The 16,673-nt window shown below is 64.8% G+C and carries 20 protein-coding genes; 10 read left to right on the forward strand and 10 right to left on the reverse strand.

Annotated features, from left to right (window positions below; all coding sequences use genetic code 11):
- Window positions 1–5: 5 nt before the first annotated feature.
- From raiA to NKF27_RS07655, 8 genes are all read right to left on the reverse strand, one after another.
- Window positions 6–314: a ribosome-associated translation inhibitor RaiA gene (gene raiA, locus NKF27_RS07620; protein WP_108447660.1), complete on the reverse strand. Its 309-nt coding sequence runs from the start codon at window positions 312–314 to the stop codon at window positions 6–8.
- Window positions 315–473: 159 nt separating this feature from the next.
- Window positions 474–1,886, reverse strand: a complete 1,413-nt coding sequence (locus NKF27_RS07625) for an RNA polymerase factor sigma-54 (RefSeq protein WP_213228699.1) — start codon at window positions 1,884–1,886, stop codon at window positions 474–476.
- 270 nt (window positions 1,887–2,156) lie between these two features.
- Entirely contained in the window at window positions 2,157–2,882 is a 726-nt protein-coding gene (lptB, locus tag NKF27_RS07630) for an LPS export ABC transporter ATP-binding protein (RefSeq protein ID WP_045993254.1), read from the reverse strand.
- Window positions 2,882–3,412 carry a lipopolysaccharide transport periplasmic protein LptA gene (gene lptA / locus NKF27_RS07635; protein WP_083970449.1) on the reverse strand — a complete coding sequence of 177 codons (531 nt, stop codon included), beginning with the start codon at window positions 3,410–3,412 and terminating at the stop codon, window positions 2,882–2,884. The genes lptB and lptA overlap by 1 nt, the downstream gene beginning before the upstream one ends.
- Window positions 3,413–3,424: 12 nt before the next feature.
- Entirely contained in the window at window positions 3,425–4,000 is a 576-nt protein-coding gene (lptC, locus tag NKF27_RS07640; RefSeq protein WP_108132651.1) for an LPS export ABC transporter periplasmic protein LptC, read from the reverse strand.
- Window positions 3,997–4,563: an HAD family hydrolase gene (locus NKF27_RS07645; RefSeq protein WP_108132652.1), complete on the reverse strand. Its 567-nt coding sequence runs from the start codon at window positions 4,561–4,563 to the stop codon at window positions 3,997–3,999. The genes lptC and NKF27_RS07645 overlap by 4 nt, the downstream gene beginning before the upstream one ends.
- A gap of 32 nt (window positions 4,564–4,595) precedes the next feature.
- Window positions 4,596–5,594, reverse strand: coding sequence for a KpsF/GutQ family sugar-phosphate isomerase (locus NKF27_RS07650; protein WP_108447960.1), 999 nt, complete (start codon window positions 5,592–5,594; stop codon window positions 4,596–4,598).
- 30 nt (window positions 5,595–5,624) lie between these two features.
- Window positions 5,625–6,575, reverse strand: a complete 951-nt coding sequence (locus tag NKF27_RS07655; protein ID WP_253555959.1) for a calcium/sodium antiporter — start codon at window positions 6,573–6,575, stop codon at window positions 5,625–5,627.
- Window positions 6,576–6,824: 249 nt separating this feature from the next.
- Between NKF27_RS07655 and NKF27_RS07660 the strand changes: the two genes are divergently transcribed.
- The 9 genes from NKF27_RS07660 (at window position 6,825) to hisD (ending at window position 13,848) form a co-directional block, all read left to right on the forward strand.
- Entirely contained in the window at window positions 6,825–7,637 is an 813-nt protein-coding gene (locus tag NKF27_RS07660; RefSeq protein WP_045993258.1) for an ATP-binding cassette domain-containing protein, read from the forward strand.
- A complete protein-coding gene (mlaE, locus tag NKF27_RS07665; protein WP_045993259.1) occupies window positions 7,634–8,416 on the forward strand; it encodes a lipid asymmetry maintenance ABC transporter permease subunit MlaE in 783 nt (260 codons plus the stop codon). Before NKF27_RS07660 ends, mlaE begins: the two co-directional genes overlap by 4 nt.
- A 17-nt stretch (window positions 8,417–8,433) precedes the next feature.
- Window positions 8,434–8,898, forward strand: coding sequence for an outer membrane lipid asymmetry maintenance protein MlaD (gene mlaD, locus NKF27_RS07670; protein ID WP_045993260.1), 465 nt, complete (start codon window positions 8,434–8,436; stop codon window positions 8,896–8,898).
- A 34-nt stretch (window positions 8,899–8,932) separates the two neighbouring features.
- Entirely contained in the window at window positions 8,933–9,583 is a 651-nt protein-coding gene (locus NKF27_RS07675) for a phospholipid-binding protein MlaC (protein ID WP_045993261.1), read from the forward strand.
- Window positions 9,580–9,915: a lipid asymmetry maintenance protein MlaB gene (locus NKF27_RS07680; protein ID WP_045993262.1), complete on the forward strand. Its 336-nt coding sequence runs from the start codon at window positions 9,580–9,582 to the stop codon at window positions 9,913–9,915. Before NKF27_RS07675 ends, NKF27_RS07680 begins: the two co-directional genes overlap by 4 nt.
- Before the next feature lie 283 nt (window positions 9,916–10,198).
- Window positions 10,199–10,453 carry a BolA family protein gene (locus NKF27_RS07685; protein ID WP_045993263.1) on the forward strand — a complete coding sequence of 85 codons (255 nt, stop codon included), beginning with the start codon at window positions 10,199–10,201 and terminating at the stop codon, window positions 10,451–10,453.
- A gap of 13 nt (window positions 10,454–10,466) precedes the next feature.
- Window positions 10,467–11,729, forward strand: coding sequence for a UDP-N-acetylglucosamine 1-carboxyvinyltransferase (gene murA, locus NKF27_RS07690; RefSeq protein ID WP_108132653.1), 1,263 nt, complete (start codon window positions 10,467–10,469; stop codon window positions 11,727–11,729).
- An 88-nt stretch (window positions 11,730–11,817) separates the two neighbouring features.
- Window positions 11,818–12,468 (forward strand): ATP phosphoribosyltransferase, encoded by a 651-nt coding sequence (gene hisG / locus NKF27_RS07695; RefSeq protein ID WP_045993265.1) that lies wholly within the window; start codon window positions 11,818–11,820, stop codon window positions 12,466–12,468.
- A gap of 66 nt (window positions 12,469–12,534) precedes the next feature.
- Complete coding sequence (hisD, locus tag NKF27_RS07700; RefSeq protein WP_108132803.1) at window positions 12,535–13,848, forward strand: histidinol dehydrogenase; 1,314 nt, start codon at window positions 12,535–12,537, stop codon at window positions 13,846–13,848.
- A gap of 156 nt (window positions 13,849–14,004) precedes the next feature.
- Here hisD and NKF27_RS07705 read toward each other — a convergent pair whose 3' ends face one another.
- Window positions 14,005–15,258, reverse strand: a complete 1,254-nt coding sequence (locus NKF27_RS07705) for a Do family serine endopeptidase (RefSeq protein ID WP_222516955.1) — start codon at window positions 15,256–15,258, stop codon at window positions 14,005–14,007.
- Window positions 15,259–15,380: 122 nt separating this feature from the next.
- On the opposite strand from NKF27_RS07705, the gene NKF27_RS07710 reads away from it, so the two are divergent.
- The gene (locus tag NKF27_RS07710) at window positions 15,381–16,142 is read left to right on the forward strand and encodes a Nif3-like dinuclear metal center hexameric protein (RefSeq protein ID WP_253555960.1); all 762 of its coding nucleotides are present in this window, start codon (window positions 15,381–15,383) and stop codon (window positions 16,140–16,142) included.
- Window positions 16,143–16,223: 81 nt separating this feature from the next.
- Here the strand turns inward: NKF27_RS07710 and NKF27_RS07715 are convergent, their stop codons facing one another.
- Entirely contained in the window at window positions 16,224–16,667 is a 444-nt protein-coding gene (locus NKF27_RS07715; protein ID WP_052704392.1) for a YhcB family protein, read from the reverse strand.
- Window positions 16,668–16,673: the final 6 nt, after the last annotated feature.

The raw sequence follows: 16,673 nt of genomic DNA on the forward strand, positions 1-16,673 counted from the left end.
GAGAGTCAGCGAATTCCGGCGCCTTGGGCGCGGGCTTGGGATTTTTCCTTGTGCTTGACCAGCTGGCGGTCCAGCTTGTCGGCAAGGGCGTCGATAGCAGCATACATGTCGCCGTCCTGCGCTTCGGCATGCAGGTCGGCACCGGCGGCGTGAAGGGTGCAGGCGGCCAGCTGGCGTTCCTTTTCCACCGAGAGGGTCACCTGGACGTTGGTGATGTTGTCGTAGTGGCGCTCCACACGGGTGAGCTTCTCTTGTACGTAGTCACGCAGGGGATCGGTCAATTCGACGTGGTGGCCGGTGATGTTGACTTGCATGACAGGCTCCTTGCTCTTTCGGGTGGTGGCTTGATTGTAACCCTTTTTCCGATCCTGCAAACCCCCTCGACGCTACGCAGAAAGACGCAGATGTCATGCGAAATTTCAAGTGCTTGCGCTTTCCCGATAACTAGGCTAGCGACGCCGCAGCGCAAGGACTCAGCGCAGTCGCTTGCGCTCGCTGGAAGACGGAATATTCATGGCTTCCCGGTACTTTGCCACGGTGCGTCTGGCGACATTGACGCCGTCTTCCGCCAGCAATTCCACCAGTTTGCTGTCCGACAGAGGTTTGCGGGCAGGTTCCTTTTGAATCAACGATTTGATCATGGCGCGGATGGCGGTACTGGAATGGGCGTCGCCATCCTGGCCGACCTGGCTCGAGAAAAAATACTTCAACTCGAACACGCCGCGAGGCGTGTGCACGAACTTCTGGGTGGTCACGCGGGAGATGGTGGACTCGTGCATCTCCACCTTGTCTGCGATATCGGCCAACACCAACGGTTTCATGGCCGCTTCTCCCTGCTCGAGGAAGTCGATCTGACGCACCATGATTTCCCGGCCGACCTTCAGCAAGGTGTCGTTGCGGCTGGACAGACTCTTGATCAGCCAGCGCGCCTCCTGCAGGTGGTCCTTGAGGAACTGGTTGTCCTGGCTCTTGTCTGCGCGCCGAATCAGAGCAGCGTAGTCGGGCTGGATGCGCAGTCGGGGCATTGCATCCGGATTGAGTTCAACGCGCCAGCCCTCTTCGGTGTGGCGTACCACCAGGTCGGGAATGACGTAGTCGTTGTCGCTGTCACCGAACTGGCTGCCGGGACGTGGGTCGAGGCTCCGGATCAGCTCGATGACGCTGTCGAGTTGGTCGTCATCGAGTCCTAGTCGGCGCTTCAGCAGGCGTCGGTCGCCGCTGGCCAGTGCCTCGAGAAACTGACGTACCAGTCGTCCGGCCTGGGGCAGCAGGACGGTATCGCGAGGCAGGCTATCCAGTTGCAGCATCAAACACTCGCGCAGGTCGCGGGCGAACACTCCGGTCGGTTCGAACTGTTGCAGCCGAACCAGCACCGCCTCCACCTCGGCGAGGGGAGGGGGGCGACGACCGTCTTGCTCGAGCCCCTGGGCAATGTCATCCAGTGTCTGCTCGAGATAGCCGTCGGCGTTGACCGCGTCGAGCAGGCTCTCGGCGATCAGGCGCTCCTGGTCGCTGACGTCGAGCATCGCCAGTTGCCAGCTCAGGTGGCTGTGCAGTGACTGGGAGCTTGCCTGGCGCTCGAAATCCGGCGCCTCGCCACTGCCGGCGGGGGTGGTGCCCAGGTCCTGGTAGGTGTCGGACCAGTCGCTGTCCACACTGAGTTCCGAGGGAATCTGATCCGCCCAGTCATCTTCCACGGCTTCCCTGGTCTGCTGTTCGCCGAACTCGTCCTCGAGTTCGAGCATGGGGTTGGCCTCCAGCGCCTGCTGGACCTCCTGGCGCAGGTCCAGGGTCGAAAGCTGCAGCAGGCCGATCGCCTGTTGCAGTTGCGGGGTCATGGTCAGCTGGGTACCGATGCGCAGCTGCAGTGACGCCTTGAGGGCCATGGGTCGGGATCCACCAGTGTTGTCGAAAGGCTTTACCCTAACGACGAGTCATCAGACATGCAAGCATCTTGCCAAGTTGGTGTTTTTTGACCTATGGGAGGGAGTGAAAAGGTCGATGTGGAACAACTTGGTAGGGGGGGAGGTGCTTCTTTCGAGGGAGGCCCTGTGTGCAAGGTGAGGCCGACCCTTTCGGGGTCGGCGGTTGGATGCTGATGCTGGCAAGTGTTGCGGCCGCTTGATGCGACTGCGGCTGTCGGGCGGCCCTGCGGTCTAGAGGCGGAAGTTCTCGCCCAGGTAGACCTCCTTGACGCGCTGGTTGGCGAGGATGGACTCGGCGCTGCCCTCGGCGATGATCTGGCCGTCGCCGACGATGTAGGCACGATCGCAGATATCGAGGGTCTCGCGCACGTTGTGATCGGTGATCAGGACGCCGATATCGCGGGCCTTGAGTTGACGAATGATGGACTTGATCTCGCCCACCGAGATCGGGTCGACCCCGGCGAAGGGTTCATCGAGCAGGATAAAGGCCGGCTCGGTGGCCAGGGCGCGGGCGATCTCGACCCGGCGCCGCTCCCCGCCGGACAGGCTCATGCCGGGGTTGTCGCGAATATGGCTGACGTGGAAGTCCTCGAGGAGCTGCTCGAGACGTGCTTCTCGGCCCTCGCGGTCGAGGTCCTTGCGGGTCTCGAGGATCGCCATGATGTTGTCGGCCACCGACAGCTTGCGAAAGATCGAAGCCTCCTGAGGCAGGTAGCCGATACCGGCCAGCGCGCGCTGGTGCATGGCCGCGCGGCTCAGGTCCCGATCATCGATGCTGATGCTGCCGGCGTCGGCTCTGACCAGGCCGACGATCATGTAGAAGGAGGTGGTCTTGCCGGCCCCGTTGGGGCCCAGCAGACCGACGATGCTGCCCTGCTCGATCGACAGGCTGATGTCCTGGACGACGCGACGCTTCTTGTAGCTCTTGGCCAGATGGCGAGCGTGGAGAGTCTTCATCAGTTTCCTTGGCTTTCCGGCTCGAGGGTCATGCGAATGCGCTGCTCGCCCTGGACGCCCTGGGCGCTGGAGCGGGCCTGGACCACGCGGCGATCGAGGAAGTACTCCAGATAGGCACCGTCGAAGGTGTCATTGGCCTTGTGCAGCTCAGCCTGGTCGATCAGCTCCATGCGCCGTTCGGCCACGTGGTAGATCACCTTGCGGCCCCAGCCCTTGACCACCGGTTCTTCCGGGGATGGCTTCTGCTCGAGGTAGGCGCGGGAGCCGGTCGCGGTCGCCAGTGACAGTTGTCCCTGGTCGTTGCGCTGGATCTCGACGCGTTCGCCGGTGAGGATCATGCTGCCTTGCACAATGCGCACGTCGCCGGTATAGACCGCGGTACCGGCGCGATCATCGAGATCCAGCTGGTCGGCCTCCACCTGAATCGGTGCGCTGCGATCACTCTCCAGCGCCAGGACACTGCTGCCGGTGGCGCCGGCGGCCAGGCCAAGGGCCAGGGCAAGCAGGAGGGCGGGACTTGGACGCATCATGGAAGGGGCTCCTTATTGAGGCTCTGGCGGATGATGACCGGTGACATTGTCGGTCAGGCGAGCGGTATTGTCATGGATCCAGGCGTCGAAGCGCTCCCCTTGCATCTGTTGAGGGGGTTGGCGTAGGACGGCTGGCGTTTCGCTCCAGACATGGCCACTGTCGCTGTCGTAGACCAATACCTCTGTATCAAGCTGCCAACGCTCCGCGGGGGCCTCGAGATGGGCGTCGCCTGACAGGGTCAGGGGGTTGCCGTCCGGACCCAGTTCACCGTTGTCGGCGTCGGCGATCCACTCTCGGCCGCTGTCGTCGATCAGCGCAAGGTCCGGCTGGTCCACCCGGGTGACGTCGTCGAGCGGTGTGTGCACAAGGCGTGGCGTATCGATGCGCTGATGGGGGGTGCCCTGGGCATCGAAGCGGGTCAGGCGGGCATCCACCAGGTAGTAGTCGGGCTCGCCGGCCTTGTCATTGGGTACCAGGTCGGGGACGTTGCTCTCGCGGGGGTCGAGCAACGTCAGGCCGCCACCGAGTACCAGCAGCAGGATGACCAGCCAGAAGCGAAAGCCTGGACGCAGTGCGCTCAGTTTCATGTCAGCGGTCCGTTGCTCAGGTAGCTGTCGATGATATCGTCGAGGCGGCCCTGGGCCATCAGCAGGGTGTCGGTGATCTCGCGCACCGCGCCATGTCCGCCGGCAACCTGGGTGACCCAGTCGGCGTGCTGACGAAGGTAGCAGGGGGCGCCTGGCACGGTGATGCCGACCGCACTGCGATGGATGCAGGGCAGATCCGGCAGGTCATCGCCGCAGTAGGCGACCTGGTCGAGGGTCAGGCCCAGCGAATCGCACAGCGATTCAAGGGCGGGCAGCTTGCGCTCGACCCCTTGCTGTACGTGCTCGATGCCGAGTGCTCTGGCTCTTTGAGTGACCATGGGGGAGCTGCGCCCGGTGATCAGGGCCACCTGGATGCCGGCGCGCTTGGCCAGCTTGAGGCCGTGGCCATCCAAGGTGTTGAACGCCTTCAACTCGGAGCCGTCGGCGTGGAAGTACAGTCGACCATCGGTCAGTACGCCGTCCACGTCCAGCGCCAGCAGCTTGATGTGGCGCAGGCGCTCCACCAGTTCCGGCGCGAGGGAGGCGAGAAGCTCGTGAGACATGACGGCGTTCCTTGTAAAGGGATAAATGAGGCTCAGATGACACCGGCGGCCAGCAGGTCGTGCATATGCAGTGCACCGACTGGGCGCTGCTCGTCATCGACCACCGCCAGGGCGGTGATCCGGCCTTCCTCCATCAGCTTGACCGCTTCCGCCGCCAGGGTGGCGGGGCCGATGCGTCGCCCGGGGGTGGTCATCACGTCATCCACGGTAAGCGAGCTGAAGTCCTGATGGCGATCCAGGGTACGGCGCAGGTCGCCGTCGGTATAGACCCCGGCCAGGGTGCCGTCGGGGGACACCACGCAGGTAAAGCCGAGTCCCTGACGGGTGATCTCGAGCAGGGCGTCGCGCAGCGGCGAGCCCGACGGTACCGAGGGCAGCCGGTCGCCGGTATGCATCAGGTCGGCCACGGTCAACAGCAGTCGCTTGCCCAGGCTGCCGCCCGGGTGGGACAGGGCGAAATCCTCGGCGGTGAAGCCGCGGGTCTCGAGCAGCGCCACCGCCAGGGCGTCGCCCAGCGCCAGCGCTGCGGTGGTCGAAGAGGTCGGGGCCAGGTCCAGTGGGCAGGCCTCGCGCTCGACCCCTGCGTATAGATGGGCTTCGGCGTGGCGGGCCAGGGTCGACTGTGCTCGGCCGGTCATGCTGATCAGTGGAATGCCCATGCGCTTGAGCAGCGGCAGCAGGGCAGTGACCTCGGCGGTTTCGCCGGAGTTGGACAGTGCCAGGACGACGTCGCCGGGCGTGATCATGCCCAGGTCACCATGACTGGCTTCGCCGGGATGGACAAAGAAGGCCGGCGTGCCGGTGCTGGCCAGGGTGGCGGCGATCTTGCCGCCGACATGTCCCGACTTGCCCATGCCGGTGACGACCACCCGGCCGCGGCAGGCCAGCAGCAGTTGGCAGGCACGGTCGAAGTCGCCGTCGAGACGCCCGATCAGGGCGTCGATGGCGTCACGTTCCAGCTCCAGGGTGCGTCGTGCGATATCGCGGACGCTCAGGGTCGGCGTCTGCGCCGAGGAGGGGTGTTTGCTCATGGCCATGATTGTTGCCGTTTACTGCCGTTGTCACAAGGGGCCTGCCGCGACCGAAAGGGCGAGCCAGGTCAGATAAAGCGCATAGGTGCAGGCCAGCAGCGCGCCGATCCAGCGCCCCAGGCGCCCTCGGCGTTGCCACAGCAGCAGCGCCGCCAGCAGCAGCGTCAGGCCAAGCATTACCGGAAAGTCGCGGCCGGCGGCTGCGGGATCGGTGGCTCCCGGCGCCAGCAGTGCCGGTACCGGCAGTACCGCCAGCATATTGAACAGGTTGGAGCCGATGACGTTGCCGATGGCCAGATCGTGGTGGCGCTTCAGCGCGCTGGCCACGCAGGCGGCGAGTTCCGGCAGGCTGGTGCCGATGGCGACGACGGTCAGACCGATCACCAGCTCGCTTACGCCAAAGGTGCGTGCCAGCTCAGTGGCGCCCCAGACCAGGGCGCGGGAGCTTACGATCATCACCGCCAGGGTCAGCACCAGCCAGCCGATGGCCTTGCCCAGTGCCATGCCGGGAATGTCGTCGGCCATCTCCTGTTCGGCCTCGTCGGCGCGAAACAGCCACCACAGACTGAATACCAGCAGCGCGATCAGCAGGGCCGCGTCGAGGCGATCGAGGCTGCCATCGGCCAGGGCGTAGCCGGCGAGGCCGGTGGCGCCCAACAGCAGTGGCAGCTCGCGGCGCACGATGGTGAAGCGCACCGGGATCGGCACCACCAGTGCAGTCACGCCCAGTACCAGCGCGATGTTGGCGATATTGGAGCCCAGCGCATTGCCGGTGGCCAGGTCGGGGGCGCCATCCAGCGAGGCCATCACCGAGACCACGATTTCCGGGGCAGAGGTGCCGATGGAGACGATGGTCATGCCGACCAGCATGATGCTCATGCCGGCGCGGTAGGCGGTGGCGGCGGCGGCGCCGACAAAGCGATCCGCGCTCCAGAGCAGGCCCACCAGGCCCAGGGCGACGACGACAGACGGTAACAGCATGGAGAACGACTTGGTTGCAGAAAGGGCGCCCATTGAACCCTTAGATAAACCTGCGCGCAAGCGCGCAACCGGGGCACTGGCATGCTGCATTTGAGTTAAGATACGATGTTCGAAAACCGAGCGCGGCTCAAGGCGCTCTATTCTCAAGGTTCGGGCTCAGGTCTGGCCAGGCGTCGAATCCGAGGATTCGGGGCGGGCGTCCGGTCTGAACCGCCGGTTCACGGTGATACTGACTCTATAGGGACTGCGATGACGGCTTCCTCCTTGGTGGAGGTGGAGAATCTGCATTTCACGCGCGGCGACAGGGATATCTTTCGCGGCGTGGATCTCTCCATACCCCGCGGCAAGATCACGGCCATCATGGGGCCAAGTGGCACCGGGAAGACCACCCTGCTGAAACTGATCGGGGGGCAGCTCAACCCCAGTGGCGGGCGCGTCCTGATCGATGGTCAGGACGTCCATCGCCTGTCGCGCAAGGATCTGTTCCAGATGCGTCGGCGCATGGGCATGCTGTTCCAGAGTGGCGCGCTGTTTTCCGATCTCAGTGTCTACGAGAACGTGGCCTTTCCGCTGCGGGTCCACACCGATCTGCCGGAAAGCATGGTGCGTGACGTGGTGCTGATGAAGCTCGAGGCGGTGGGGCTGCGTGGGGCCAGAGACTTGATGCCAGCAGAGCTGTCCGGCGGCATGACACGGCGTGTGGCGCTGGCGCGGGCGGTGGCGCTGGATCCTGAATTGATTCTCTACGATGAGCCCTTCGTCGGCCAGGATCCGATCTCCATGGGTGTGCTGGTCCAGTTGATTCGACGGCTGAATCAGGCGCTGGGCTTGACGGCGGTGGTGGTCTCCCATGATATCAAGGAGACCCTGTCCATCGCCGACTACGTCTACGTGGTCGCCGACGGGCGGGTCATGGCCCACGGCACGCCGGCGTCGCTGGACGTGGAACAGGACGCCCGAGTCAGTCAGTTCGTGCATGGTGAGCCGGATGGCCCTGTGCCGTTTCACTACCCGGCCAACGATTTTCACGATGACATTCTGGGCCAGGGGAGCCGTCCATGATCGAACGAATCACCCATATGGGACGGCGCGGCTGCGACCTGCTGGAGGCCGTCGGCCGGGCCAGCATCTTTCTCGGCCAGTCCATGCTGGGGCGCCCCTCGGCAGAAGGGTTCAGCCTGTGGGTGGCCCAGGTCTATGCGGTCGGTGTGCTGTCGTTGGCCATCGTGCTGGTGTCGGGGCTGTTCATCGGCATGGTGCTGGCGCTTCAGGGTTACACCATCCTGGTCGGGTTCGGTGCCGAGGACGCGCTCGGCCAGATGGTGTCGTTGGCCCTGTTGCGTGAACTGGCGCCGGTGGTGGCGGCGCTGTTGTTCGCCGGGCGCGCGGGCTCGGCATTGACCGCCGAGATTGGCCTGATGAAGGCCACCGAGCAGCTGACCAGCATGGAGATGATCGGCGTCGATCCGCTGCGTCGTATCGTGGCGCCACGCCTGTGGGCGGGGTTCGTCTCGCTGCCGCTGTTGACCATCGGCTTCAGCGTGGTCGGCGTGTACGGCGGCTACCTGGTCGGGGTCGAGTGGCTCGGGGTGTTCGAAGGCTCGTACTGGGGCAACATGCAGGCCAGCGTCGGCTTCTTTACCGATATCGGCAACGGCGTGGTCAAGAGCATCGTGTTCGCCATAGTGGTCACCTGGATTGCCGTGTTCCAGGGGTATGATCTGGTGCCGACCTCGGAAGGTATTTCGCGGGCCACCACCCGTACCGTGGTGTATTCCTCCCTGGCCGTGCTGGGCTTGGATTTCGTTCTTACCGCCGTGATGTTCGGCGGGCTTTCCTGATTCTGCGGAGACTGTCCATGAAGCGCAGCAAGACGATGGAGTTTGGTGTGGGCCTGTTCATGCTGGCCGGTATCCTGGGGCTGGTATTCCTGGGGCTCAAGGTCAGCGGCCTGGACCTGCAACGTGCCGACGACACCTACGAGCTCCGGGCCAACTTCGCGAATATCGGTGGGCTCAAGCCGCGGGCACGAGTGACGATGGCCGGGGTGACCGTGGGACGGGTAGAGAGCATCGAGCTAGATACCGAGTTCTACGATGCCGTGGTAGTGATGTCGCTGGACAGCTCCCTGGCCGGCAAGCTGCCGGACGACAGCACCGCGGCGATCCTTACCTCGGGCCTGCTTGGTGAGCAGTACATCGGGCTGTCGGTCGGGGGATCACCGGAGATGATCGCCGAGGGTGAGGCGATTCGTGATACCCAGTCCGCGCTGGTGCTCGAGGAACTGATCCAGCAGTTCGTGTCCAATCTGACGAAAGACTGATCCGGCAGTTTCCGGAGATACAAGGAGGCAACCCATGACCCGTTCTTTGCCCGCAATGGTTCACCTGCGCCGCTGGTTGATGGCGCTGATGATGGTGCTGGCCAGTCTGCCGGCCATGGCCCAGCAATCCCCCGAACAGCTGATTCGCGACAGCGTCAATGATCTGATGGGGATGATCGGCGGCCGAGAGGCCTACTTCATGGACCGTCCCGACGAGCTCAAGCAGATGGTTGACGAGAGTCTGCGTGGGGTCGCCGACTTTCGCTACATCGGCGCCAGTGTGATGGGCCGCTACTTCAACAATGCCACGCCGGAGCAGCGTTCGCGCTTCGTCGAGGTGTTCAAGCAGACCCTGCTCGACACCTATGCCAAGGGCCTGGTGACCTTCGAGTACAAGGAAGTTCGCGTGCTCGATAACCAGTCCGCCTCACGCTATGACGATCAGGACAGCGTCGAGATGGAAGTGGTGGCCACCGATGGCACCATCTACCCGGTCAACTACACCCTGCGCAAGTCCAACGGCCAGTGGCGGGTGGTCAATGTCATCGTTAACGGCATCAATCTCGGTCTGACCTTCCGCAACCAGTTCGATCAGGCCATGCGTGACCACAACCGTGACTACGACGCCGTGATCAACAACTGGTCGCCGGATGTCGGCGTCGACGAACTGGAGCGCGGTGCGTGAGCGTGTTGATGGAAGTGGCGTCGGCCCGCCTGCTCGAGGACGGAAGTACACTCCGGGTGTGTGGCAAGGTCGACTTCGACGGGGCCGCGGACATGGCCGAGGCAGGTCGTGAGTGGCTCCAGAGTCGGGCATCGGGCACCTCGGTGTGCCTCGACCTGAGCGAGGTGGAGCATGTCTCCAGCGCGGCGCTGACCATGATGCTCGAGTGGGCGCGTACCATTCGCCGGATCGGGCTGTCGCTCAACAGCATCAAGCTGTCGGCGCAGCTCAGGCAGTTGACCGAGCTGGCCGGTCTGGATGATCTGTTGCCTTCCAGCACCGTTACCGCCTAGCGGCGGTTGTCTGGCTGCTGGTGTCCGTCATGCGCCTGGTTCGACGTCTGAATCCAGCGCCTTGATCCGGGCTGCTCGCCCTCGCCGCTAGCCCTTCCGGCACCCCCGACCACCGCAAGGTGGCCGGGGGTGTCTTTTTTGTGACGGATGTATAGGTGGAAACCTCGCTGCGTCATCGCCAAGCGCGCCGCTTTTCTTTACCATATGCCCTTTGAGTTTTTTCGGGACGTCACGGCGAGGCCGTGGGCGTCTCCCGTCATTGGTCTGGTCAAGGAGCAGGTGCATGCAACCCAGCGACGTCAAAGCGCTGCTCGAGAGCCGTGTCGACGGCTGTGAATTTCATATCCAGGGTGAAGGCTGCAACTTTCAGGTGATTGCGGTGGGCGAACGCTTCGCCGAGCTGTCACCGGTCAAGCGTCAGCAGGTCATCTATGGTGCGCTGTCCGAGGAAATCGCCTCCGGCGCCCTTCATGCGGTCAGCATCAAGACCTATACCCCCGCACAGTGGCAGGCTGCCGCCGAAAACACCGGAGCCTGATGGTACCGCCTTCATGGACAAATTGATCATTACCGGCAACGGACCCGCCGAGGGCGACGTCTGGGCCAGTGGCGCCAAGAATGCAGCGCTGCCCATCCTGTGCGCCACCCTGCTGTCCGAAGAGCCGGTCACCATCGGCAATCTTCCCCATCTGCAGGACATCACCACCACCCTGGAACTGCTCGGCCACATGGGCGTGCAGGCGGTGATGGGCGAAAAGATGTGCATTCAGCTCAACGGAGCCCAGGTCAGCGATTGCCACGCGCCCTATGAGCTGGTCAAGAAGATGCGCGCCTCGATCCTGGTGTTGGGGCCGCTGCTCGCCCACTTCGGCAAGGCCGACGTGTCGCTGCCGGGCGGGTGCGCCATCGGCTCGCGTCCGGTGGACCTGCATATTCGTGGCCTCGAGGCCATGGGTGCCGATATCCGGGTCGAGGGTGGCTACATCCGTGCTACCACGCCGGGCCGCCTCAAGGGGGCGACCATCTTCTTCGATACCGTGACCGTGACCGGTACCGAGAACCTGCTGATGGCCGCGACCCTGGCCGACGGCACCACGGTGCTCGAGAACGCCGCCAAGGAACCCGAAATCGTGGATCTGGCCGAGTGCCTGATCAAGATGGGTGCCGATATCCGTGGTCACGGTACCGACACCATCACCATCGAAGGGGTGGAGCGGCTCCACGGGGCTCGCCACGACGTCATGCCGGACCGTATCGAGACCGGCACCTTCCTGGTGGCAGCGGCGCTCAGCCGTGGCCGCGTTCGGGTGCGTCGTACCCGTGCCGACATTCTCGAGGCGGTGCTGGCCAAGCTCGAGGAGGCGGGGGCCAGGATTACCACCGGTGAGGACTGGATCGAGCTGGACATGGAAGGGCGCAGGCCCAAGGCGGTCAATATCAGGACCGCTCCGTATCCGGCCTTTCCCACCGACATGCAGGCCCAGTTCGTGGCCATGAATGCGGTGGCCGAGGGCTCCTCGCGAGTGGTCGAGACGATTTTCGAGAATCGTTTCATGCACGTGCAGGAGTTGAACCGCATGGGCGCCAACATCGCCCTGGAAGGCAACACTGCCGTCATCGAAGGCGTCGAGCATCTGTCCGGCGCACCGGTGATGGCCACCGATCTGCGCGCTTCGGCCTCACTGGTGATCGCGGCGATGATGGCCAAGGGCGAGACCCTGGTCGACCGTATCTACCACATCGATCGCGGTTACGAATGCATCGAGGAAAAGCTGCACCTGCTGGGTGCTCGGATCAAGCGCGTCCCGGGCTGAGCTTTCTCCGCCCAGCCGGCTCGGACTGCCCGGGCCGGCGCGGGGAAACACGCCACATTGACTTCCAACCCGACAACCGGGCGAGACCATGAGCAAGCAATTGATAGTGGCGCTCTCCAAGGGGCGCATTCTCGACGAGACGCTGCCACTGCTGGCGGATGCCGGCATCCGGCCCGCCGAGGACCTGGGCAAGAGTCGCAAGCTGTTGTTCGACACCAATCTGCCAGACGTCAAGCTGGTGGTGATTCGTGCCACCGATGTGCCGACCTATGTGCAGCTGGGGGCGGCGGACCTGGGGGTCGCCGGCAAGGATGTGCTGCTGGAGCACGGTGCCGAGGGACTCTATGAGCCGCTGGACCTCAATATCGCGCGTTGCAAGCTGATGACGGCTGGTATTCAGGGTGCCGAGCCCGCCCGTGCCCGGCGTCGGGTGGCGACCAAGTTCGTCAATGTGGCGCGGCGCTATTACGCCGAGCAGGGCATCCAGGCCGAGGTCATCAAGCTGTACGGTGCGATGGAGCTGGCGCCGCTGATGAACCTGGCCGACGAGATCGTCGATATCGTCGATACCGGCAATACGCTGCGTGCCAACGGTATGGAGCCACGGGAACTGATGGCCCATATCAGCACCCGGTTGGTGGTCAATCAGGCCTCGATGACCATCAAGCATGATCAGATCAAGCCGCTGCTGCGCCGCTTGAGCGACGCCGTCGAGGCGCGGCGGCAGGCGGCAAGCTGAGCGCACCAGCCAACGGAACCCGAGGGTTCTCAACGTATGGCCAAGACAGAAGCGGAGATTTCCGACATGAGCCAAGACACGCCCCTGGTGGCCCGACTCTCGACCCGGGACGCGGATTTCGAGTCCCGTCTCACCGACCTGCTGGCGTGGGAAGGCGTGTCGGACCATGGTGTCCAGCAGGCGGTCTCCGAGATCATCAGCCAGGTGCGTCGGGAGGGCGACGCCGCCCTGGTGGCGCTGACCTGTCGCCTCGATCGCCTCGAGGCCTCGAGCATGGCGGATCTGACCCTGGGGGCCGATCGTCTCGAGGCCGCCTACGCCGCTCTGCCCGACGACCAGCGTCAGGCGCTGGCCACCGCCGCCGAGCGTATCCGCGTCTACCACGAACGCCAGAAGCCCACTTCCTGGCAGTACACCGAAGATGACGGCACCGTGCTGGGGCAGAAGGTGACGCCGCTGGATCGCGCCGGTATCTATGTGCCCGGCGGCAAGGCCGCCTATCCCTCATCGGTGCTGATGAACGCTGTGCCGGCCCACGTGGCGGGAGTGCGGGAGATCATCATGGTGGTGCCCACGCCCGACGGCGTGGTCAACGATCTGGTGCTGGCGGCGGCGCATCTGGCCGGGGTGGACAAGGTGTTTACCCTGGGCGGTGCCCAGGCCGTGGCGGCGCTGGCCTATGGCACCGAAAGCGTGCCCAGGGTCGACAAGATCGTCGGGCCGGGCAACATTTATGTGGCCACCGCCAAGCGCGCGGTCTTTGGTCAGGTGGGGATCGACATGATCGCCGGGCCCTCCGAGATCCTGGTAGTGTCCGACGGCCAGACCGATCCTGACTGGCTGGCCATGGACCTGTTCTCCCAGGCAGAGCATGACGAAGACGCCCAGGCGATCCTGGTCAGCTGGGACGTGGAGCATCTGGCGGCGGTGGAAGCGTCCATGGAACGGCTGCTGCCGACGCTCGAGCGCGAAGCCATCGCCGGGGCCTCGCTGCGTACGCGCGGTGCGCTGATCGCCTGTCGTGACGAGGGCGAGGCGCTGGAGTTGATCAATCGCATCGCGCCGGAGCACCTGGAGTTGTCGGTGGAGCACCCGGAGCGACTGGCGGAGCAGGTACGCCACGCCGGAGCCATCTTCATGGGACGGCATACCGCAGAGGCGCTGGGCGACTACTGCGCTGGTCCCAACCACGTGCTGCCGACCTCGGGTACGGCGCGCTTCTCGTCACCGCTTGGCGTCTATGACTTCCAGAAGCGCTCTTCGATCATTCACTGCTCGCCACAGGGGGCGTCTACCCTGGGCAAGACCGCCTCGGTGCTGGCTCGTGGTGAATCGCTGACCGCCCACGCGCGTTCGGCGGAGTACCGCATCAAGGATTGAAGCGACGCAGGGCCGGAGGTCGTTGTGACCGAGCGCCCCCGGCCCCAGACAGGCATCCAGACATGAAAAGGCCCGGAGCAATTCCGGGCCTTTTCATGTCTGGACGGTGGGGCACGCCTGGACACTGCTTCTGCGTTACCCACCTCGGAGTGCGTCTCAGGGGGCTGACTGGCTGCTGCCGGTCTGCTGCGACTGGGATTGGGGCGTGGGGCGCTCGCCGACTTCCAGTTCCACCTCGATCGGCTTGCCGTCGCGGGCGACGCTGACGGTCAGGGTGGTGCCGGGAGCCACCGCAGCGATGTCACTCATGGTGCGACGCGGATCGATCACCGCGCGACCGTCGACCTCCAGCAGCACGTCTCCGGGTTTCAGTCCCGCCCGGTCGGCAGGTCCCTGGGACACCACGCCGGCGATGATTACCCCGGCTGGCGCCTGCAGGCCGAAGGAAGCGGCCAGTTCCTGGTTCAGCTCCTGGGCCTCGATGCCGAGCCAGCCGCGGATGACCCGGCCGTGGGTGACCAGCTCGTCGAGGATGCTGCGGGCCAGGTTGGCCGGGATCGCGAAACCGATACCCTGGGAGCCCCCCGAGCGGGAGAAGATGGCGGTGTTGATGCCGACCAGGGCGCCGTCGGGGTTGATCAGGGCGCCGCCGGAGTTGCCCGGGTTGATCGCCGCATCGGTCTGGATGAAGTCCTCATAGGCGTTGAGTCCCAGATGGCTGCGACCGGTGGCGCTGATGATGCCCATGGTCACCGTCTGGCCGACCCCGAAGGGGTTGCCGATGGCCAGCGAAACGTCGCCCACCGCGACCTTGCGCGAGTCGGTCAGCTCGATCACCGGCAGGTCGCCGAGATCGATCTTGAGTACCGCCAGGTCGCTTTCGGGATCGGTGCCGATGACCCGGGCCAGGGTCTCGCGGCCGTCGCGCAGCGCCACCTGGACCTGGTCAGCGCCGCTGATGACGTGGTGGTTGGTCAGCACGTAGCCGTCCTCGCTGACGATGACGCCGGAGCCAAGGCTCGAAAGCATGCGTTGGCGCGACGGCACGTCATTGTTGCCGAAGAACTGGCGGAAGAAGGGGTCTGACATCAGCGGGTGGGTTTCCCGTTCCACGACCCGCGAGGAGTAGACGTTGACCACCGCGGGCGCGGCCTTCTCCACCGCCTCGGCGTAGCTCACGGGGCCGCCACGGCGGTCCAGCGGCGCAGCTTCCTTGACCTCCGGGGCAGGGCGTTGCGGTGCCTGCTGCTCGGTGGGTGTCGCTGGTGGCGTGGCGGGAACTACCGTCAGGCTGTCACCGCTCGGTGACGGTAGTCTGCCGAGCCGTTCGGGGAAGGCATTGATCAGCACGATGGCGAGCAGAATGCCGATGAGGACCGGCCAGATATAGGTCGAGAGGGTGCGTCGCATGCGGCGATGATCCTTGGCGCTTGGCAGTGAGGCGGTCGCGGGCCGGCGGGGCGGTGCGTACAATGTGCGCCATTGTAGCATCGCCAACCTGATGCTTGTTTGGAGCTATTTCAGGAGATCTCATGATAGACCGCGACGAACTGGTATCGGCCTGCGAGCAGCTGCTGGAGGCCCGGCGCTTCAAGGACTACACCGAGAACGGGCTGCAGGTGGAGGGCGCACGCACGGTCACCCGTGTGCTCTCCGGCGTCACCGCCTGTCAGGCGCTGCTTGACGAGGCGGTGCGCTGGCAGGCCGATCTGGTGCTGGTGCACCACGGCTACTTCTGGAAGAACGAGCCGGTGGCGGTTACCGGCATGAAGCGCCGGCGGCTGGCGACCTTGCTGGCCAACGACATCAACCTGCTGGCCTACCACCTGCCATTGGACGCCCATCCCGAGCTTGGCAACAATGCGACCCTGGCGCAGCGCCTGGGGTGGACGGTGGAGGGAACGCTGGACGCGCCCATGGGCGAAGGGCTTCTGTGGCACGGTCGGCTGGAAAGGCCAATGGGCGTTGCCGAGCTGGCTGCCCAGGTAGGAGCGTCGCTGGCACGCGAGCCGTTGGTGATCGAGGCGCCTGGTACCGAGGCGGTGAGTCGCGTCGCCTGGTGTACCGGCGGCGCCCAGGACATGATCATCCCGGCGGCCGAGGCCGGTGCCGAGGTGTTCGTCTCCGGCGAGATCTCCGAGCGAACCACCCACCTGGCGCGGGAGATGGGGATCCACTATCTGGCGGCGGGTCATCACGCCACCGAGCGCTACGGCGTCCAGGCGTTGGGGGAATGGCTGGCGCAGCGCTTTGGTGTCGAGCACCGCTTCGTCGACATCGACAACCCTGCCTGAGCAGCAAGCGCCATCGACCGCTTGTGTCGCTGCCAACGCCAGAGCCCGCACCAGTGTGCGGGCTCTGTCATGGCGGGGTGGTCAGTAACGTGGCGGGCGCGGTTCTGCGTTCTGGTCGTCATTGGCCTGGCGCAGACCGAAGTCCTCTGACAGGGTGCCGCGGTTGCCGTCGGCGTAGTCCCGCGGAATGGCGATATCATCGCTGGTCTCGCCGGGTTCGCTGGGCGGTGTCACCTCGCCGCCGATGGCCTTGCTGCCAAGCTGGCGCGCCGACTCGTGAAGTTGGCGCTGCAGGGTGAGGGCGTCATCGCAGACCTGCCGGGCCAGGTCGTCCATCTGTTGCAGGTGGTCGTCGACACCGTCTTTCCACTCGGTCAGCTGGCGTTCCCGTTCGGTCAGCTTGAGGCGCAGCCTTTGGGCACTGCGTGCGCCGCCGTTGAGCAGGTGGTAGCCCAGTGCGCCGAGTCCAATTCCGGCCACCAGGCAAGCCGCCGCCAGGATCATGTTGAAGTTGCTTGGTTCCACGTAGTT

The sequence above is a fragment of the Halomonas sp. DN3 genome, from assembly GCF_024137905.1.
Lineage (GTDB): Bacteria > Pseudomonadota > Gammaproteobacteria > Pseudomonadales > Halomonadaceae > Halomonas > Halomonas litopenaei.